Source organism: Pseudomonas sp. EMN2, assembly GCF_009650555.1.
GTDB lineage: Bacteria > Pseudomonadota > Gammaproteobacteria > Pseudomonadales > Pseudomonadaceae > Aquipseudomonas > Aquipseudomonas sichuanensis.
In genome coordinates this window covers 19,875-40,748 of the sequence record NZ_VZZR01000009.1, presented here as the reverse complement: position 1 = coordinate 40,748, position 20,874 = coordinate 19,875, and the positions used below count along the sequence as shown (strand labels likewise).

Genomic DNA, 20,874 nt, shown 5'->3' with positions numbered 1-20,874 from the left:
ATGGACTTGATCGAACTGGTGGTTAGCTTCAGCAGTGAATATTCATCACTGTTAGCAGCCATCATGTACGTGTTTGCGTTTATTGGCTTTATGATCTTTAGCATTGGCGTTCTACAGATCGTGAAGCTTGGTCGACGTGATAATGGTCTGATCACACCTGTATCCAGCATTGGATGGAAGCTTATAGGCGGGGCGAGCCTGGTGAACCTTTCAATGTGGGTGAAGGTATGGTCAGGCTCACTTTGGGCCAACTCCAATCCCATGGGCCTCGACGGGTACAGCGGGGGAGGTTCTGGATTTGAAGCGGCCCTGATGGCTGCCCTGGGTTTAATGGTAATAACTGGTTACGTCACTATGGGGCGAGCCTACGTGATGATGTCGCGCATTGGTACCGTTCAGATTGAGGCGAGAAGTGACCTGGTATGGTCTGTGGTTTCTCGTTTTGTAGCTGGTAGTCTTTTGATCATGTCAATGCACTTGAAAGATGTGATCACTAAAAGTGTTGGCAATATTTTTGTATCATGAAGGAGCAGGAAATGAAGAAGGTCACGAAAAAAGTACTTAACACAGCTGGCGTGTTGTTACTGACGATGTACGCCAATTACGCTTCGGCGGACTTCAAGTGGTCCGATATTTGGGCGGGCTGGATTGATGAATTCAAATCTGCTGGGCCAGTTGCACTGGGTTTCTTTGCGCTCTGTGGTTTCATTTATTGCGGCTGGTCAATCATGTCAGCAATTTCGACTAAAAAACAGAATCAGCCTTTGACTTGGCAGTTCTTTGGCGTTCTGGGTGGTGCTCTTTGCACCATCATCCCCGTAATACTGATCGCCACGAGCGGCAGCGTCTCGAACGGGCAGGGCAACACCAGTAACGCTCTGTCTGAACTGAACGTGAATTACTGAGGAATTACCAAGGTGATTGGTACGGTTGACAGTCCAGCGTTGGCAGGAAAGCTAATTTTAGGTGGCTGGGCACTGAACAGCTCCCTGTCCGATATTGGATTTAGCATTCTCGAACGGGATTGTTACACGTGCCAGCACTGCGGTTTCGAAAGCCGTCCCAGTAAGAAGGTCAATCATGGCTTTATGGTGCCAGTCGACACCAATAGCCCGGTTCTCGTAACTCGCGAAGTACATTCTGGAAAATGTTTATGCCAGCTATGTGCAAGCGCCCTGGCGGTCAACTGGTCAGTCGTGAGGCAGACCAGTGATGAAGAGTCTGCGCCGGGATGTCTGATTTGGCTCCCTGAGTTTACACAAGAGAAGATTTCGATTGTTGCGAGCTTGATTCTTGCGACCTCGAATAATGTGCCACCATCACACCACCTGTATGAAGCGGCGTCGCACGCACTTACTGCATTTAATGGTAGAACGGCCCATATGGCCGCTAACGTTCAGCTGTACAAGAATGATAAAGATGAAGAGTTTGTTCGCGCGCTATCACTTTTACCGAGCGAATACTTTGACTATCGAGAACAAGCTTTAAAAGGGGTGCGTTTCTGGCCAAACCCAAAGTTCTGGGCAAAGTCATCCCATTACTGGCTGAAAGCCGTGTATGAAAACGCCGCTGGATTCGAGTGATCTTTCTACAGGAGTTCGCCAATGGCATCGAAAATGGGTGTTGCGCTTTTCAGAAAAGCGTCTGCATTTAGCACTGATGACAACGTCGCATGCGAGTATGGCGGAGAGCCATTTTCATTTAATGCGCCGGCGAGCCTACCTAAACAGACTCTTTGGGTCACCAATCTCTCAAAAGACAGCTTGTTTGAGGCAGGGTTGCACCGTGTGCCCTGGCTAGCCGCTGATGACTATTTTCGAACTCGGCTATCTCAGATGGTACAAGAGCTGGGGATCTCCCAGCAGTCCATTGAGTACCAGGTTTCCCTCCTGGCAGAAATTCTCGGTAATTCGTCGGCAATGTTACGAGCGCAGCTTGGCCTTGTTGAGTACCCTGCATATGGAATGCCTCAAGCTGTAGGCCAGCTTTACGGCAGTGATCAGCCAGCGAAAAACTCCCCAGTGTTGCGGATAGCGGAGCAGGCATGTCAGAGGTATACAGCTGCAGCTCGTAGCCGACGCTTCGAGAACGCCGAGGTCTTCAGCTTCTGGGCCCCCAGGACGCAATGGGCCAGCCTGATGCTCGCCGAACCGCTGCCTACAGGTGAATTGCGCCTCATACCACGAGAACGTCTGCCGGCGAACTCTATGGACCTGACTGCATGGGCTACCGAGTACAATCAGCCGATTTTCGCCAAAGTGCGGGTAGAGTCGATGGACCCTACCATTGGGCGGCTGATGAACTACGGAGCTGGCGCGGTTGATGTTGAACACCAGTCAGCCGCTGGCACTACATACGATGCACGGAATTTTAGGGAGTGGTGCGCCCTACCGGAATTGAATTTCCTCTGCCAGTACGGCGATGTAACGATAGAAGCCGTTGCTGTAGCGGGGGGATGGACCAACCCAGGCCTGCGAATACCTAACTCGAGGGCGGCCTCAATCTCATATGCCTACGGCATTGTTGCTGAAAACCTTTGGGTTGGTACGCTGAGAAGAAATCAGGGGACATTTAGCATAGCTAAGTCTTTGTCGACCGCCTGGCTACAGGCTTTCGATCGTATGCGTTGTCTGCAGCTTGCGGCGAAGCTACACGGAGCAGGGATGGAGATCACGACATACGGTAACGGACGGGTCGGGGTGGTTTGCCCGATGTCCGTTCGAGGTCGAATTCCCAATGCTGCACAGCAGTTGGAGCTGCTCTATCCAGCATCCCTGAAAAATCTAACTCCATACCAGATCAGAAAGAATAACCCGATTCACATACAACAACATTTGCTCGGTCTCGATCCATGGGAGTTCAGCGCCAAGGTGGATCGTACCTGTCTCATGGAAATCGAGGCCGCTAACCGTGAAGGCTAATATCCAGCAACAGGCGATTTTAGATTTTGATCCATCGCAATCACTGTTGGTAATTGCCGGGGCGGGCTCAGGTAAAACTACTGTAATTTCTAGAAAAGCGATCGCTATCGCATCGTCGCTAAAAGCGAGTGAGTATATTCAGATGCTCACCTTTAGTAATAAGGCCGCCGCGGAGATGCGGGAGCGCGTAAAGCGGGTCAATGGCACAATTCCGACCAATATCGCGTTTGATACGTTTCACAGTTATGGCCTGAAACTACTGAAGGTGGACCCGCGTGGCTTTGGCCTCAATGACGGCTTCACATTGCTGTCTGATACCGACGTTAAGCGATCGATCCGCGCATTGGCGAAAGACTATGGGCTCCCAAAGGCCAAAGATTCTGCCGACAAGAAAAGATTAGATCCGATGAGCTGGCTTAACACTTGGAGCCTATTGAGACAGGCCGGATATAACGTCAATAATACCTCAAAAAATAAGTCGCACATTTGTGAAACGCTAGTTAATAAGCATGACTTGAATTCTGATGAGGTCGTCATTGCCTGGCAAACTCTAAGCGGCTATGAGGAGCAGAAACGTAGGAGTAGCACAGTAGACTTCGACGATCTATTGTATTTGCCGTTGCTTCGAGCACACGAAGATTCTGATTTTCTGAGATTGATCAAGTCTAACGTTTCTCACGTCATCGTCGACGAAATGCAAGACACTAATAGAATTCAGTACGAATTAATTTCTGCTATAGCGAAGAACCACTGCGCAGTGACCATGGTCGGAGACGATGACCAAAGTATTTATGGTTGGCGCGGAGCAGAGGTTTCCAATCTGCATAGATTCAAGAGGCAATTCCTCGCTCACAGCCTTCCGATGGAGGAAAACTTTCGTTCGACACAGAGTATTGTTGATTTGGCCACATGCCTGATCAAGCACAACACTACCCGCTTGGATAAAACTCCGTTTTCTAGCGGAGAAATCGGAGAAAATCCATACCTGTTCGAATATGCGCACAGCCGTGAAATGGCAGCTGCCATTGCGCAGAGCATCCGTGAAAAGATTGACTCAGGCATCGACCCTGCAGATATCGCAATTTTATACCGCACTAATCGTATGGCTATGCTGTTAGAGCCGGCTCTGCGAAACGCTGGGGTCGATTACCATGTTGTAGGCGGTATGAGCCTATTCGATCGCTCAGAAGTCGTAGCTGCGGTTTCTGCTGTACGTTTGGCGAGTAATGGGCGCGATATCAACGCCTTGAAAAGTGCAGCAAACTTCATCGATGGCTTTGGTGATGCTAGTTGCTATTCGGTGTGCGATTGGCTGCTGGCAGATGAAAGCGCAAGCCTGCATGACATCCCCAATACTATTCCCGGTGTAAGCGCAACAAGGCTTGCGCCGTTGACACGTTTTCTTGCGGACATTCAAGATGAAATCTTACTCGCAGATAGCGCTAAGGAATTTTTGAAATGGGTGGTTGACGGCCCAATGAATCTTCTCGAGCGCGAGCGTGACGATCAGATTCGTGAGCGCAAAAACCAGCATCTTAGTATGCTGGCAGACAACGTGGACCATGAGTGTGCCGACCGGCGTCGTGCTGGTGAAAAAATTAGTTGGCGTGACATCTTCATTGAAATTTCCTTGCGTAGTTCGGGCCAGTCACAGTCGAAAGGATCACAGATCACGTTGTCGACCCTGCACCGTTCTAAAGGTTTGGAGTATCCGTTTGTTTTGCTCGTAGGCATGAGTGAAGGCTTGCTTCCCTTGGATAATCGATCGGATGAAGCTGACGATAGTGATGCTGCATTCTCGCATATTGAAGAAGAGCGACGCCTTGCATTCGTAGGCCTCACCAGAGCTGAACTAGAGTGTGAGTTCTACCACTCCGACCAGTACGGTTTCCCTGGTGGGAACGACCAAAAAATCTACAAGCCCTCGAGGTTCCTCGAGGAGATGGGTTACCAGCCAGGTTTAAGAATTTCCCAGGATGCCACACATAATGCATCCACTGATTATGAAGACGAGCTCGAATCGGCAGATGCGTTTTGCTCGGCTCTCAAACTACATTTTAGGTGATATTGATGCGATTTGTGGATGCTACTCTCCGTATTGCTGAAGACCTGTATGACGGATTTCGTGGTTGGTCAAAAAGGGATCATACTCAGTACTATCCTGTGGCCTGCCCACACAATAACAACGTGCTCGCTTTGTATAACGGTTCGTTGGTAAGTGTCATCTCGATCAAAGGCTACATGGGGCAGTACTTTCCTGATCAGTTTGAAGGCCTTCGTAAGGCCTGGGTCCAGTTCATGCAGACCTCCGCTGCAGATAAGACGGCTGCAGGGTTCGATCTTTTCTGGACCTATGAGTTTGACCCTGACGGTATGCGCGAAGAGGTCGTTAAAAGTCGCCGGGCAATGATCGAGGCGGGAAAGCGCCGTGGCCTTGCCACCGAAGACATTCTGCTCGAAGAAACTGAGGTGTATGGAAGGTCCTGCGCAAGGGAGCAACAGTTTCTGTTGGTCGTGACCCACTTGGACTCCCTTCCGAAGACAGACAGGATTCGGGGGTTGAACGATCGTAAGCGTAGCATCATGGGTTTCAGGCGTGGTCGGGACGCCATGAGCTTTAAGGTCGGTGTTGATGCGATCGAGGCGGTTCATGAGCAACAGCTCAATAAAGTCATGACGTTCCTTTCGGTCAACCGCGGACCTAAGCAGCGTTATGCCTACGAGAGGCTGGATTGCCGAAAAGCACTGAAAGCTATGCGCGCCTCGTTAATACCTGCTGGAACAGGTCCAGGATGGGAGCCACGAATTTCACCTAGGGACATTTTGTATCGATCCACTCATAACGTTCCGGAGAACGTTCGTGGACTTCAGCGTGCGGATTTAGAGCCAAATGATTGGACGTTCAAGTTGCCGCCAAAGCTGTCCAAGCAGATGCTGGAAGATGTTCTCGACCTGGGTAAGTACACAATCATAGGTGAGCGCGCGTATGCTCCTATGCATGTAGCGGAGTGTGCGACACGGCCCGAACATTTAGAAACATTGATTGATATGTGCTACAAGCGAAGGCTGCCGATTCGCTTGTCGTACAGCCTAATGGCCAACTCTTCACAAGCGAATTATTGGAATCGACTGTTTGCTGGTTTCTTCTCGTTCGCTTCGCCAAGCAATCGCCAGATATCTAAGGCTGACAGTGCTCTTCGCCAATATGCCGAGAAGGGTGGGGCGGTGCTCGGTTACGGCCTGGCGGCGACCACGTGGTCGGATTATTCAGTGTCGTTCGACGCAAAGACAGGATCTCCACGATATGAGGTCCCTAACCTCATCAAGCGTGCACGCGATGTTGAGACACTATTGCAGCAGTGGGGAGGGCAGCAAGTCGATACCCTTTTCGGGTGTGCGGTCGAATCGACTATGTCAGCTTCGGCCGGCTACATGTTGCCGCCAGTTTGTCCGAAAGCACCTCAGCCCGAATTTGACTGCATAACGCAATTGCCCCTGATGCGGCCTGCCAGCCTGTGGGATCCTCGGTACAGCATTTGGTTCAGGACTGGGGACGGTGTACTATTACCGTATCAACCACTCAGTAAACTTCAGAACGCAATGCTCACACTTGTCAGTGGAGGCATGGGCTTTGGGAAGTCGAATCTGATTTCTGAACACTATTTCTACTTTGCAAATCACCCGCTTGCGCAAGAGATGCCATATATTCGCGGTATTGACTTTGGTGGGTCGGCGGCGGGTGTTATCGATCTTATCCGTGAATCTCTCCCGGATAATCGAAAGCATGAGGCGTTGTTCAGAACGTTTGTCAATGATTCAACGATGGTTAAAAACCTTTTCGATACTCGTCTGTGTGCTCGCTACCCGCTTGCTGACCACGTAAACTATTTGATGCGAACATTGAGCGTAGTCTGCGCTAGTGTCGCGACACCAGAGCACATGGTTGTTGTCATGGATATCCTGCGGGCGGCAGTGGATTCAGCCTATGCAAAAAAAGATTTCAGAACTCGCGGTGATTCAGCTGAAGTTTATAAAAAGAATTTGGCCAACCCAATTGTAGTCGACGCACTCGATCGCATCGAGTTTACAAGTGCTGATACGCCATATTATTGGGAAGTGGTTGACGCATTAGCTAGCAAGGGAATCGAAACTAACGATCAAAGTCTGATCTACGCTGCCAAGATTGCTCAACGACATGCCGTGCCTAGGCTCAAGGACATTGTAGCCGCGCTGGACTCTTTGGCAGACCGCTATGTTGATGCCGTAACTGATAAAGGTCTGTCGATAATATCCCAGCTCATTCTTTGTTTGAACGCTGCAATCGGTCAATTCCCTTGCATGGTCGGGATCACCAATGTCGATATATCGGAAGCTCGTGCGTGCGTCTTCGATATGACCAACGTTTTCGGTCGCGAAGACACGGACTATGATAACTGGCGCCGGTCGATCTTCTTCTCTGTAGCGTTGCGACTACAGACTGAAGATATGTTCGTCAACGTCCTCGATACCGGTCTTGAGTTGACCCAGCGACAAGGTGAGCTAGGCCTGGCGGACAAAGTACTTGCATACCACCACATGTTCCTTGAGCGTCAGGCGCAAGTTGATAAGGTTCTGCTGGCGGACGAGGTCCATCGTATTGGCGTGGTCAAAGGCGCCCTAGATATTATCGATTCGATCGGGCTTGAGGGTCGCAAGTACCAGGTTGGTATTGTACTGGGCACCCAGCTCCCTGAGCACTTCCCGAAGAACTTGCGTGATCTGGCATCGACTTTCTTTGTATGTGGTGTCAGCCAGTCCATGAATTCGGCTAAGTCGGTGCAACAGCTTCTCAATCTTACCGACGATGAGCGTAACGCCCTTTACGAGATCACCAAACCCACAATCGAAAAGGGGGCGGAAATCTTCGCAGTGTTCAAAACCAGTTCTGGAGTTCAGCGCTTGTCGTTGCACTTCCAAATGGGCGGAATTAAGCGATGGGCGTATGCAACTGAAGCCGACGAGCGCATGCTTCGTGGTATCCTATACCGTGAGGGGCCATCGACCGCATGGGCGAGGAAAACCCTTGCTGCCCATGTCCCTGACTTGCAAGCAGCAGTCAAGAAAAAAATGGATGCTGCTAATGGGGTTCCCATTAGCCGTCAGGAAGCTGTAGAGCAAATTGCGGCAGAGCAGCTGCGAAGGTTGGAGGCGGCTGCTTAAATTCACAGGAGGCGGTGACTTGATTTTGTGTGAGTATTTGGTGGGGATTGGGGGGAGCGATGGTCCTGCTATCATCTTGAACGGCGGGGAGGGCGGCTATATCGGGGATGACCTCGAGCTCGCCCGCGTGAACCTCATCACAAAGGTCGGACGCGCAGATCTAATCCTCGAGCTCTGCGACAGTGAGGATGCTAAAAAGACGCCTGTTGAATTTATCTTGCTGGCAGGGGTGCCTGAGACCGTGAAGGAACATCTGACAAATGGCAGGGTCGTAGATGTTATCGATGGTAGCCGGATGCTTGGGATCGCGAATCCCCAGATCGGCCGTGAGAAGGAAGATGGTGTGATTGACTATGCACAGTGACGATAAGATTAGTACTGCCGAACAGCGTCTCGCGAGCTTTGAATCGTTTCTACGTTGCGGCCCAGCCTTGGGTGGGGCCTTTCGCCTGAACGGCACTGACCAGCCAGTCGATTTCATCTGCGAGTCGATTAACTGGGACCACATCACTCGTGGTCGACCGGTCCAAGACTGCAGGATCAGTGGCCAGGCACTTTCCGAATTGGCGCCTAGCCCGCGTAGTGTTTTGAAAGCCCTCGCCGAAGCTGCACCAGCACCAGCCAAGCGTTCGGGCATGAGGCTGGGGTAATTCAGCAGCAGTCGAGGTAAGCGTTTTCCCCTATCCGGATGACATCCTCATCAGCGACTCGCCTTGTTCGTCCCACTGATTCGGCTTTCGGCAAATTAAATTTGACCTTCTTTGGCCATGCGCCATGCGGCACTACGATAGGTAGGCTGGCGTGGAGGGTCATTTTGCCGAGAGCATCCTCCTGCTGGAATGAAATGTTCGCTCTGAGGAACGGCGCCACGGCTTTGACCCAGCGAACTTGCTTGCAACCTCGTTCCGCCACCTTTCTTTCGACTTCTTCAATGAGATCCCAGGCATCCGCACGGGTGAGCTTAGCGATAGCCTCCGAAACCGGCATGGTCACAGAGCTGATCGACTTCCTCGTTTCGGTAAAGCCGATCGACCTTAAGCTGGTTTGGCGGACAATGCTCACCGTCCGTGCGCATTGAAGGGGATGGGCGCGGCTGAGGCCTGATTGTCGGAGTGCAAGCCGTGCAATCTCCCGCCTCTCCTTGGCTGAGGACGCGCTAAGGCCTGCGCCCGCTGCGGCGAATCGCTGCTTTGCATCGTTGAGTGCTTCAATCGATTTGATGAGTGCCGGCGATGCAGAAACGAGGCCTGGGTACCGTGGCACTGTGCCGTGTTCAGAGTCGACCTCGACCTCCCAGGTCGATATGGCGCTCAAGAAGAGCTCTACTGGGCAACCTTCTAGCGCCTGGCCGACGGGCGAGAAGAAAACCGCGGTCGATATAGCGTTAGCTTCCAGGGCAAAATGCTTAACCTGGGCCAGGGCCGACTTCAACCCTGCGATTGCAGACGAGTACTCTTCTCTCGTGGAATCCATGTTTGATCCTACGCGGGTTTACCCCAGGCGATCGCCTTGGGCTTGGTCGAGGTTTTGCCGGTTGATTCCTTGACCGTCTCTGGCTCACCTTTGCCAAGAGCAGGTTTGCGACCCTTGTTGGTGACCCACTTACCCTTTTTCCAGATTACCTCAGGGTCCTGGCCTCGAGATTCTGCCTCGCTCTGGACAAGGTCCTTTAGGATAGACCAGTTGCGAAGGTCATCGCTCAGCAGTCGGTAGATCAACTCGCACAGCACCTGGGTGTACTGCTTGCATGACTCGAACCCTTTCTCACGAATCCTGTAGATCGAGTTTTTGTCGACACCTATAAGCGGCCCCACCGAGTAATCTGGGAACCCAGGCTCCGCTCTGCGAATCAGGCCGACAAGCTCATCAAAAGTCGGCGTCTTGATTTTAGGTACAGTTTCAGGATACGCAGTATAGATGCGCATCAAAATTGCCAGCGGCGGGTTCAACTCAGGGTCTTCATTCTTTTTGCCGTACATGGCGACAGTGTTCAGCCCAAAGGCAGTGCATGCCTCCACCGTCGAGAGGTCATGAGTTGTGCCAAACTGCATCAAGTCAGAACCGCGGAGAGGGCGGGCCTTGGTCAGCCTTGCAACGTTGGCGCTTGCGCTAGGGGGTGAAGGCTTGTGCGGCACGGTTAGAATTCCTGCTTGTAGAGAAAACAGGTATAGTCTAGCGGGTACATTGCCCGGTTGTAACCCGGTATTGTTGTCCAGCGGAGCTAGGTATGTCGAAAATCAAACTGACCACGGTGTTGTGGTATCCGGTGAGAGGAGATGGTAGGCCCATAGGCCCTTCTATCAGCCTTGATGGCGTGGAGAGCCGGTTCCCCAGCGTCAAGTTTCCTCAAAATGGGATCACATTTCTCTACGGCCACCGTAACCCTGCAGAGGCCTATTTGCTTAGGGAAGGACAGGTCAAGGGGAATGGAAGCTCGATCGCGTACATCCCGGTGGAAATCGGAACTTGGATGAAGAACAAACTGGGCTTTGCTCCGGAAGATCCTCTTCGCGGAGTTGAGCATACTGGGTTTCTATCATTAAGCCGCGCGAAAGCTGACATTTTAGATAGAATATTTAACATTTGGCGAAGGAATGCAAATGGCGCTGTATATGATCCTAACGATCCAGTTAAAGATCCGTCACTTTTTGATTTCGTCATCCAGGACGAGTGTTTTTCTCACCTTAAAGTAATTGCTTACACCGTTAGAACAGAAGAAATAGGTGACTTTCAAGTTGCCACGGTATTTGATTTGAGTGCTATCAATGGCGTAACTGTCGGCCACTTACTTCAAGAGTTCGACATCGTTAGTAGCCGCACAATTTAAATCCTTCCTTTCCGCGTCAACCGCTGCAACATGCAGCTTCGCCAGGTGACCGCCTCGCTTCGTTGACGTTTAGGGCTGTACCGCCTACCATGTCAGATGGGTAGGGGTATCATTCGGCCCTTTTTTTAAGCACCTAGGCGCAAGGTGTAATGCAATTATATGCAGTCTTTTGTCGAGAGCCTTCCTCAGTTTTCTGTCATCGAGCCGGACGACGCGCTGCGCTGGGCGTACGGCGTTGATCGTTACCATGGCAAGCGGGCTGCTTGGCACGCTAAAAGGCTAGCTGGCATTGGCGGTTCCGAGATGGGAGCAATTGTCAGCCACTACCGGGGGAGACGGCACCAAGGCTTCCAGTCGATAGCTCATGTTGTCGAAGGCAAGCTCATGAAGCGGATCCCTGCTTTTGAGACGTTCCACATGCGCCGTGGAAACGAGCTTGAGTCACTCGCCCTGCAGGCTTACCTGATCAAGACAGGCGCGACGCTTGATCACGCTGCGATGGCGGCCATTCAAGCCGCAAAGAAGCAGCCGGGTTACGAGTTCATGGCTGGCAATCCAGACCTGATCGCGATCGTCGATGGCCGCCGGATTCTGGTGGATCTCAAGGTGCCGTCAGCCTTTAGCGAAGAGATTGAGTTCGACTACGAGATTCAACTCCACCACTACGCGACACTAGCGAATCTGGCGGGGATTCGTATTCACGGCCTGGAGCTGGCCAAGCTCGATTTGCCATCCGACATGTCAGAACACCTCACGAAGAACATCCACAAGATGGAGTCTTCGCGTATTGCAGAGTTGGCCCGTTCATTGGTCACCATGGATATGCCTGGCTGCCGGATCGTGCCCCTTCAAGTTGAGTTCAAGCGCAGTCTTCAGGCCGAGCTCTTGGCTGCCGGTAAGCGATGCTGGAATGAGTTCGTGCTGCAGGGCGTTGTCCCCAATCCTGGGCCAGCTGAAAAGCTTGAGCTGGACGCCTCAACAGAGGCGGACCTCAAGCGGTACCAGCAGCAGTATCTGATGGCGAAGTCGGGAGTGAAGCACCTAACACATGCCGCCAAGGAAGCTCAGGAAGCGATCGACGTTTTGCTGGCCGGCAAAGCGTTCCAGGACAAGGAGCTCCCAATCTCTGCGGTTACAGTGAAAACGCCGGCGCTGGATCATTCCAAGGTCGTTGCAGAGGCGCTCGAGCGAGGCGCGAATGCGAAGGAAATTGGCCTAGATACGCCTGGCTACAACATTGGCGCCCTTCTCGATGAGATCCAACGCCTGGGGGGGAAGATCGACCTACCTCACCTGTTTGAAGAGAGCTTCGACCCAAAGAAGGCGGAGAATTTCTTGCGCGCTTCCAATGTTGATTTGGACGCCTTCCGCAAGCCAGGGCTGGCTGTTGAGCTTTCGAGGAAGGGCGCTGACAAAAATACTTTGGAGATCTACGAGCGGCTTGCCGCCGCACGCTTCGGCGCGTGGATTTCTGAGGAGCAAATGGCTGATGACGAGGCAAAACTCGCGGATCAGCCTGATGCGGCTTTCGAGCCGTTCCTACCCATTGAGATGGAAACGGGGCATCTCAGTGCAGCGTTTGCGGACCCAGCGTCCGCCGCTCATGGTACTGAAAACCAACCAATCCCCATGAGAGCCTCACCGGGCTTGAACTAGGAGTAGATCTTGGACGCCGATTCGCTATTTGCCAAAACGATGAAGAGAAAGCTGGATGACGCCAAGCCGCGGACAATCCTTGCCGTCGTTGACTCGGAATTGCAAGGAACCGAAAGTGATGCTCGGATTTTTCGCTTGCGCGCAATCCGGCATGACAACCAGCAGCCGGTATACATCATCATTCAGCAGCGCTCTGAAAACCAAAATCTCCCAGCAAAGGGAGACATTATTCGAGCCGATAAGGCATCTTTGCATAAGATGAATGGTGACACTCCACAGTACATCGCGGAGTACTTCCACGCGTACAAAAACGGCCTTTGCATCAATGCCGTCATGCAACCTGGTGCTGTCTACAGCGACAGGCACATGTTGTCGGCCCAGGTCTACGCATTCGATCCAAAGATGGCTGGCGTCAATCTTTCAGCCGACAAGGCGAAGGAGCAACTTGTAGACGCCATCGTCTCGCAGCTTATGCCTTGGCGTTTCAAGCAGGGGGGTGACATTACCCATGACGTAGCGGGTCGCCCGCTTTGGAAAGAGACTGGGTTGTCCGGTGCTCGCCCGATGGCGGTTGTCCGTTACGCTCAGAGCCATACGTTCAAGGTTTTTGGGATTGGTGGCGTATTTAAGGACCAGAATAATCGAGAGTTGGGTACACGCCTGCCGACTGTAGATGAGTTGCGCCAGCAGGTTGGCAAGAACGCGGCTGTCCAAAAAATTCTGACGACGCTCGAAGAGTGCAAGCGGGACCCTCAGTGGACCGACGAAAAGCTGAAGTCAGTCCGACTCAGCGTTTTGCCAGGGCTTTGCCTTGAGGTCGGGCGTGATTTGGTGAACAAGGCTGAAAAGGCGGGCCAGAGCTATTTCAAGGTTCCTGCGGCCTACGTCCTCAACAAAGCTGAGCCGAACGCTATGAAGGGCTTCCGGCATTCTTTCCTTCACGTGAAAGAAACGAGGGCGGGCCGAATGGTTGTCGTAGATACCGTGCCGGCGCCAGGAGGCACCTTGACTGCCCAGGTGCCTCTTTTCCAAAACGAGACTGCTCGTTGGCCAAGCGCCAGCGCGGCCGGAACCAACTCACCGGACGCCTCTAAGCCGCTTTCTCGGGCAGAAATGGGCGCGGCAGCGTTCGGTGATGCCCCTGCAGGCGCGGCGCCTACTGCACAGGCACAAGGCGATATGGCTGCCCCCGCTGCATTTGAGACAGGTGACCTGCAGGCCTTTGACGATGAGGCGTACGACTACGATGCCCTGAGTGCCGACATGGGTCGTATGGAAGAACTCTCGCAGCACCTGGACGATTGGGAGGTCGATGCCCTTTTGCGGCAGGCTGAGCAGCATGCCGATGGAAGTCCTGTCCGTAACAGTTCGGCTGGCGCAGCGCCGCGGATGGGTTAACCCGCGCCTAGACCCTCTACTCCCCAGCCAGGCGCTTTGCGCCTGGCGCACCTGATGGATTTCGCATGAGCACAATGAAGCGATGGGTATCATTCGCCGCCTATGACATGAAGTTGATCATGGCGCGCGACTTGAGCGGCCGTGGCAACCACACTCTGGTACTTGCTGGCCCAGGCCTCAGGAAACCAGAAAATTTGGAGGCGCTCGCTAAACTCGGTTTCAGGCAAGACCCCAATTTTCAGAGCCGCGTCTACTGGACGCGAGACATTCAGAATTTTCGGTTGTCCGATTTTTTTCCCTACTTCCCAAACGCGACTGCAGAATTCCTGCCTGTTGAAGAAGTAGTACCTTCCGCCAAGCTTCCCCGCCAACCCAGCCCAAACCCAGAGGCAAAGCCCGATGAAAACCCAACCAAATCAGCAAGCGATCAGCCAGGCGAGCGCAATGAGTCCGATCGAGCTGCAGCAGCTGGATCTGCCGGTGGAAGTCGCGATGATGGCGGAACTGCAGGACCTGGAGTACTGGGCGCGGACGGTGCACGAGATGATGTACCAGACGAATCCCCGGCTGATGGATCAACTCCACACGCAGGGGAAACTGACCCAGTACCTGGAGTCGCAGCAGAGCCACCTGAGCGAGGAAGCCCGCAAGCTGGAGAAGGCCTGGCGCCAGAACAACCCTCTGGACCCGAAGGAGCCTCATCTCAGCAGGAGCCAGTGGCTCAACCAAGCCAAGATCTACGCGCGGGAGACACTGCGCAACGAGGTAGCCTTGAGCCTCGTAGCCCTCGCGCTCGAGCAGCCCGCAGCGTAGGCTCGAATACTTCGTTAGAGCAGGAAACAGCGTTAGCGGTCGGCGGGGCGGAGGTGGCCCGCAAGTCGTCACCTCGAAAAGTTTCAACTTCGACGATCGATGAGGTCTCAGCAGCCTATGCGGGGGGAATGATCGATGACGCCTCTGCTGCAGACCCGCTGGAAAACGCTTTAGCAGCTGAGCAGCCAGCGGCAGCACCGATCGTATTTGCAGACGATGAAGATGCTTCCCCAGCGGCATCCCCGTTCGAGAACACATTGGCCTCCCTGGGCCTTGACCAGCATGCCATCCGGTACCTGGTCAGCCAGATGGCGCATGCCGACTTTGCACTGACCGATCTTTTTGACCACGGCTCGCAAGCGGACGTGCGAGCTTCTGCTGCACTGGCCAAGCGGGTGCTGTCTGCGGGCCACCTTGCTGGCGGACTGGAGGGGCTCGGTTTTGTTCTATCACCTGCCGCTGTTGATCTCGACCTGGTAGACGGCGGGGTAGCGTTTGAGCGCGGCGGTGATCGCGTTATCGCACGTTTGGCGGGGCGCAGCATCGATTTCTACGCCACATTCGCGGACGAAAGCCAAGAACACCTGATCGCGTCTGACCATCTTGAGGCGGGCGTGGACGAGTTCTCGGCAGAGATCCGGACAGGGCTCGATGAGTTAGCTGCTCTGCGCGCCGCAAGCGCCTCCGCTGACAATGAGGAGCGCGAGGACGTGAGGGTCGCCGGCGATGCACCGCAGCCGAGCCCGATAGGTGAGCCAGAGCAATCCCTTGCATCCGAGCAGAGCGGCGCGCCAGGTACAGCGCAAAATTCCCCGCAAGAGCCCGTGGTGGTAACAGCGGCTGCTGAACCAGCCACCACCAGTAAGGTTCCGGCGGAACCAGCCCCCCTCGATCTGGCGGACGATGACCAGCCGGCTCATGCGATTGACCGTATTTGGCGTGGCGCGACGATGCAGCACATGCTCGATGCAATGGATATGCAGCTCAACGGCGAGACGGCATTCAGTGTCTTGGAGGGGGTTGAACGGGGCGAGCCGGTGTATGAAATGGGCCTACGCTCGCTCGTGTCCTTCGCAGGGTGGGGGAGGTACGGCGATAAGCTGAAGGTGGACAGCCGAAAGCCCTTTGAGAACAAGGCTGGGCAGAAAATTGCCACCAGCCTGCAGATGACCGGAAAAGAGTTCCAGCGCACTTATCTGGAGAACCGTCTCGAGTCGTTCTATTCGCCGCCTCAGCTGATCGACGCGATGTGGCGCGGCCTGGAGCGAGCCGGTTTCGACTATTCGGCCAAAGTCCTGGATGCAGGTTGCGGCAGTGGCGCCTTTTTTGCGGGCGCGCCTAGCAAGGTGCAATCACATTCTACGTTGGTGGGTATCGACTCGGATCCCATCGCAGTGCGTCTCGCACGCGCGGTCGCTCCTGACGCCACGTTCATCAATGGCAAGTATGAGCAGGCAGTGCTCGCAAACAATTTTGACCTTGTCGTAGGTAACGTGCCTTTCGGCTCTAGCAAGGTTCACGACTCTCGCTACGGCGACGTTTACCACGTCCATGACTATTTCATAATTCGTAGCCTCGACCAGCTGAAGGCTGGCGGCCTGATGGCTGTCATCACCTCATCAGGCACCCTGGACAAGTCCGACCAGAAAGTTCGCGAGGAAATTTTCTCCCGAGCGAACCTTGTGTCGGCGATTCGACTGCCTCAGCAAGCGTTTTCCCATCTGGGCGCATCGGTCGACACCGACATTCTGTTCCTGCAGAAACGCCCACCTGGCACATTGCCCGACGCCGACTATTCCGAAGTTGCACGGGTAACGCTCGACCTTGATAGTGGCGAGCTGGTCGAGGATCCGCATAGCTCGGACACCGTGAACCGGTACTTCCTGCAGAACCCAGAAAACGTGCTCGGGCAGTACGTTATGGCGTCTAGTGCGTTTGGGCCAAAGCTTAGCCTCATCGACGATACGCTGGATAAGCAGCAGACGTACAACCGGCTCGAGGCGCTGCGGGTTATGGTGAACCAGCGCATCGAAGCCACCGTGCCAGAGGGCATTGGGTACCGGTCGGAGTGGGAGAAGGCTTCGAGCACCGAAAGCGTGGCTGTACAGGCAGACGATTGGGGCGACAATCCGCTCATTCCCTATCAAGAGGGGAGATTTGTTGGTGACCACATCCTCGACGCCGACAACAAGCTGGTTGAAATCGTGGATGTCGTTCCTTCCTTCGATGGACAGGGCGTGATCAACGGCTACGACCACATCGTCGCTGAAAGCAAACTGAAGGGTAAGCGACTAGGGGTAATGCTTGACTACATCCCGCTGCGAGACGCTTGCCGAGCGCTCATTGATGCCCAGGTAAGCGGTACTGACGCGGAGCTGGCTCACCAGCAGTCCGTCACCAAGGCTGCCTATCAAGCCTTTGTGGACATCCATGGCCCTGTGAACACTGGGAGCAACCTTCGTGTTTACGGTGATGATGCCGGCTCCGCTGAGGTGTGCGCGCTCGAAATCTGGGATGACGACAAAGACGAGATCCTGACACTCTCCGACACCTTCACAAAACGCGTCGTGGGTGGAGCCACGCCGGCGGCGATCGAGTCTGCAGAGGATGCGTACTTCCACTCGATCGACATGCGTGGGCGTGTCGACTTTGAGTTCATGTCCGAGGCTTCTGGCCGCTCTGTTGATGAGCTGAAGGGGCAGTTGGTCGGCTCGCTCGTATTCTTCAACCCGGTGACTGAAGAGTACGACCCGCACAACCAGTATCTCAGCGGCAACGTGGTGAAAAAGCTCCGTGAGGCCGAACAAGCGGTTTTGACGATGCCAGAGCTCCAGGTAAACGTCGAAAAACTCCTAGAAGCTCAGCCTGACCCAATTCCGTTCGAAGACATCAGCTTCAAGCTCGGTGTGGGGTGGATTCCAGCGCCAGACATCGAGGCCTTCGTAAGCAGCTTATTCGATCGAGAGTTTTCTCCGCGGGACTTGAGCGTAACCTACCTCCCTGAGTTGGGCTCATGGACTGTGGAAGTGTCGAATGCGTTCAAGAGCGACTTGGTGACCCAGCGAACCGCGCTGCATGGCACGAAAGATTGCGCATTCGAGAAGCTGCTGGAGATGCAACTCAACGCCCAGCGTCCGACTCACTATGACGATGATCTTGAAGGGCGAAAAGTCGTCAGTGACGAACGAACACTAGCCTCCCGTAGTAAGCAGGATGACCTTGAAGGGGCGTTCCGATCCTGGATTACGCGCGATGAAGATCGCATGCTCAGGTACGCCAACCTCTACAACGAAAACTGCAACGCGATCGCTCTGCCCAAAATCGATGGGTCGCGGCTCACCTTCCCTGGGCTGTCTCCAACCTGGAAGCCGCGCGCCCACCAAAAGGATGCTGTCGCCCTGGGCATGATGGGTAACTCCATGGCGGCTCATTGCGTCGGTGCGGGAAAGACGTTTGAAGAAATCGCGCTGGCGATGAAGCTCAAGCAGATCGGTGTGTGCAACAAGCCGGCAATCGTCGTACCAAATAACTTGCTCGGACAAATGACCCGCGACGCCAAGCAGATGTACCCAGGCGCTCGGATCCTGCAGATCATGGGCGAGGACCTCAGGGGGAACGCTCGCCAGCGCTTCCTCGCACGCGTCCGAAACAATGATTGGGATCTAGTGATCTTCACTCACAGCATGATGAACCGTATTCAGGCCCCCCTGAATATTCAGATTTCCGAGTACCGGAAGCGGATTGATCTGTTGGAATCGAAGGTGGCGACTGCGGCCGGCAGAGCGAAGCGACAGCTCGAGGCTGAGTTGAAGACTCAGCGTTCGAAACTTGCGAACGTGATCAAGGACTTCGAAGATGCGGAGCGCAAAGGTGACGTTCTGACCATGGATCGCTTGGGCATCGACTCGCTCAACGTCGACGAATGGCACTACTACAAGAACCTCACTATCGCGTCCAACATGGACGTGCTGGGAGTAACGCGCGGGGGCTCCCAGAGAGCCTCCAACTTGGACATGCTGGGCCACTATCTGCGTAGCGTCCACGGGCGAAGCGTGGGCCTGAATGGCTTCACGGGAACCCCGTTGGCGAACACCATGTGCGAGCTGTACGTGCACATGAAGATCCTTCGTCCCGAGTACCTCGAAGAAAGCGGCATCTACAACTTCGACGAGTGGGCCAAGCGCTTCGGCGAGGTTGTCACCGCGCTCGAGCCATTGCCTGAAGGCGGGGGCTTCAAGGTCAACGAGCGCTTCGCGAAGTTTGTGAACCTGCCAGAGATGATCAAGCTGTTCCGTACCTTCGCGGATGTCAAAAACCCCTCTGACCTCAACCTTCCGGTACCGAAAGTGAACGTTGAGGTGGTCGCTGTTGATCAGACCGACGCCCAGAAGGACTTCATGAAGCACCTCGCCATACGGGCTACCCAAGTCCGTAATGGATCTGTGAAACCGCACCAAGACAACATGCTTTCCATCTCGACTGCTGGCCGTAAGGCGGCACTTGACTTGCGGTTGGTCAGTGAAATCTTGCCGGCCGACTCCAGTATCAAGTTGGAGCATGTGAAGGCTAACGTTCTGCAGCGCTGGGAGCAGCATGCCGACGTAAAGGGCACACAGCTCGTATTCATGGATCTTGGTACCCCGAAAAAAGACGGCTCATTCTCGACATACGAAGATTTGAAAAGGCAGCTGGTCGAAGCTGGCGTCCCTGCAAACCAGATCGCCTTTATCCACGACGCGAAAAACGACGCGGAGAAGATGGCGATCTACGACCAGGTGAACAGGGGGGATATCAGGGTGCTGATCGGCTCTACGGAGAAAATGGGCGCCGGCATGAACGTGCAGGAGCGCTTGTGCGCTCTTCACCATGTCGACTGCCCTTGGCGGCCGAACGACATCGAGCAGCGCAATGGCCGGATCCGCCGTCAGGGCAACAAGTTCTTCGAGGAGGTCGAGGAGTTCCGGTACACCACAAAGGATTCTTTCGACCTGTTCATGTGGGGCGGTAACCAGCGCAAGGCAACGTTCATCGCCAAGGCCCTGGGCGACCCCACTACCGCCGGCCGTGAGGTCAGCGAAGATCTCGACATGGGCTATGCCGAGGTCATGGCAGTGACCACCGGCAATCCCAAGATTCGGGAGAAGGTTGAAGTCGATGACCGCGTGAACAAAATGGAGCGCCGGTTGAGGGCCTGGCAGAGCGACTTGTTCAGTAAAGTGAGCGCTGCGAGAAACCTCCGTGATCAGATTGCAAGCGTAAGCCGTACCGCCGCGGCGATGCAGAAAGCGCATGCAGCACTGCCGAAGACCCCTATCAAATTCGTCGAGTTGCAGGGGGCAGTCAGTAGGCACCATCTCGAAGGAGCATGCAGCCTACTCCGTGCTACTGAAACAGGGGAGGCCTTGCTGATGCGGTCGACGGTTGCCCATGCACGCCTGATGAAGCACAACAGCGGCTACGAAAAATTGGGCATGGCTATTGGCGGCATCGAACTCGTGCTCACCATGGACCTACTGCGAGAGCCATTCGTACAGGGCCTCCTCGACGGAGACCTGCTGCCGCAGAAATGGCGGCTGTCCAAAAGCCCGCAGAGCATGGGCGCATCGGTGCGAGAGTTCTATGACGCGAGTTACCACGCCAACAAGCTCAATGCTGAAGTCAGCAGGCTTGAAGGTCAGCTTGAACTGGTAAAAGACGCTTCCCTCCAGCAGGATTGGCCACGCCAGGGCGAGCTTGATCAACTTAAAGCGACCCAGAAAGAGTTGGATCTCTGGTTCGCCAAGCAAGACTTCAATAGCCTCATGGAGAGCGACCCGTTCATTGAGCGTCTGGAGCGGATCCGTGAAGAGATGAGGGCCGAGATGCAACTGGCCTCGTTGGAGCTCGAAATCGCCAAGAATGGGGATACTGCATTGCTGGCGCATGGTTTCGAGAATGAGCCGGCAATTGAAGACTTGTTGAGTTCAGAGCCAGTAGCGCCGTCGCAACATAGCCCATCCCTTCGAATGGGATAAGCGACCATACAATGAGGCCCTTACGAAGGGCCTCATTGCCATGACA

14 protein-coding genes are annotated in these 20,874 nt (G+C 54.2%); 12 read left to right on the top strand and 2 right to left on the bottom strand.

The genetic code is table 11. From position 1 onward, the window contains the following. From F6X61_RS02495 to F6X61_RS02465, 7 genes are read left to right on the top strand one after another with little or no spacing between them, the layout of a single operon-like run. Entirely contained in the window at window positions 1–525 is a 525-nt protein-coding gene (locus tag F6X61_RS02495; protein ID WP_153785230.1) for a hypothetical protein, read from the top strand. 11 nt (window positions 526–536) lie between these two features. Beyond that, window positions 537–905 carry a hypothetical protein gene (locus tag F6X61_RS02490; RefSeq protein ID WP_153785229.1) on the top strand — a complete coding sequence of 123 codons (369 nt, stop codon included), beginning with the start codon at window positions 537–539 and terminating at the stop codon, window positions 903–905. A gap of 12 nt (window positions 906–917) precedes the next feature. Further along, complete coding sequence (locus tag F6X61_RS02485; protein ID WP_153785228.1) at window positions 918–1,583, top strand: hypothetical protein; 666 nt, start codon at window positions 918–920, stop codon at window positions 1,581–1,583. Window positions 1,584–1,604: 21 nt separating this feature from the next. Further along, entirely contained in the window at window positions 1,605–2,921 is a 1,317-nt protein-coding gene (locus F6X61_RS02480) for a hypothetical protein (RefSeq protein WP_153785227.1), read from the top strand. Further along, window positions 2,911–4,986: an ATP-dependent helicase gene (locus F6X61_RS02475; protein WP_153785226.1), complete on the top strand. Its 2,076-nt coding sequence runs from the start codon at window positions 2,911–2,913 to the stop codon at window positions 4,984–4,986. Before F6X61_RS02480 ends, F6X61_RS02475 begins: the two co-directional genes overlap by 11 nt. A gap of 5 nt (window positions 4,987–4,991) precedes the next feature. Next, window positions 4,992–8,120, top strand: coding sequence for a hypothetical protein (locus tag F6X61_RS02470; RefSeq protein ID WP_153785225.1), 3,129 nt, complete (start codon window positions 4,992–4,994; stop codon window positions 8,118–8,120). 19 nt (window positions 8,121–8,139) lie between these two features. Beyond that, window positions 8,140–8,484, top strand: a complete 345-nt coding sequence (locus F6X61_RS02465) for a hypothetical protein (protein ID WP_153785224.1) — start codon at window positions 8,140–8,142, stop codon at window positions 8,482–8,484. Between the two features lie 287 nt (window positions 8,485–8,771). Here the strand turns inward: F6X61_RS02465 and F6X61_RS02460 are convergent, their stop codons facing one another. Together F6X61_RS02460 and F6X61_RS02455 are read right to left on the bottom strand one after the other, a co-directional pair. Further along, window positions 8,772–9,593 carry a hypothetical protein gene (locus F6X61_RS02460; RefSeq protein ID WP_153785223.1) on the bottom strand — a complete coding sequence of 274 codons (822 nt, stop codon included), beginning with the start codon at window positions 9,591–9,593 and terminating at the stop codon, window positions 8,772–8,774. Between the two features lie 8 nt (window positions 9,594–9,601). Next, window positions 9,602–10,255, bottom strand: a complete 654-nt coding sequence (locus F6X61_RS02455; protein WP_153785222.1) for a hypothetical protein — start codon at window positions 10,253–10,255, stop codon at window positions 9,602–9,604. A 92-nt stretch (window positions 10,256–10,347) separates the two neighbouring features. On the opposite strand from F6X61_RS02455, the gene F6X61_RS02450 reads away from it, so the two are divergent. From F6X61_RS02450 to F6X61_RS02435, 5 genes are all read left to right on the top strand, one after another. After that, on the top strand, window positions 10,348–10,947 hold the full coding sequence (locus F6X61_RS02450; RefSeq protein WP_153785221.1) for a hypothetical protein: 600 nt from the start codon (window positions 10,348–10,350) through the stop codon (window positions 10,945–10,947). A gap of 159 nt (window positions 10,948–11,106) precedes the next feature. Then, window positions 11,107–12,603, top strand: coding sequence for a YqaJ viral recombinase family protein (locus F6X61_RS02445; RefSeq protein WP_153785220.1), 1,497 nt, complete (start codon window positions 11,107–11,109; stop codon window positions 12,601–12,603). Window positions 12,604–12,612: 9 nt separating this feature from the next. Then, window positions 12,613–14,001 (top strand): hypothetical protein, encoded by a 1,389-nt coding sequence (locus tag F6X61_RS02440; RefSeq protein WP_153785219.1) that lies wholly within the window; start codon window positions 12,613–12,615, stop codon window positions 13,999–14,001. A 399-nt stretch (window positions 14,002–14,400) separates the two neighbouring features. After that, a complete protein-coding gene (locus tag F6X61_RS26895) occupies window positions 14,401–14,814 on the top strand; it encodes a hypothetical protein (RefSeq protein WP_178125744.1) in 414 nt (137 codons plus the stop codon). Window positions 14,815–14,942: 128 nt separating this feature from the next. Next, window positions 14,943–20,828 (top strand): N-6 DNA methylase, encoded by a 5,886-nt coding sequence (locus tag F6X61_RS02435; protein ID WP_178125743.1) that lies wholly within the window; start codon window positions 14,943–14,945, stop codon window positions 20,826–20,828. Window positions 20,829–20,874: the final 46 nt, after the last annotated feature.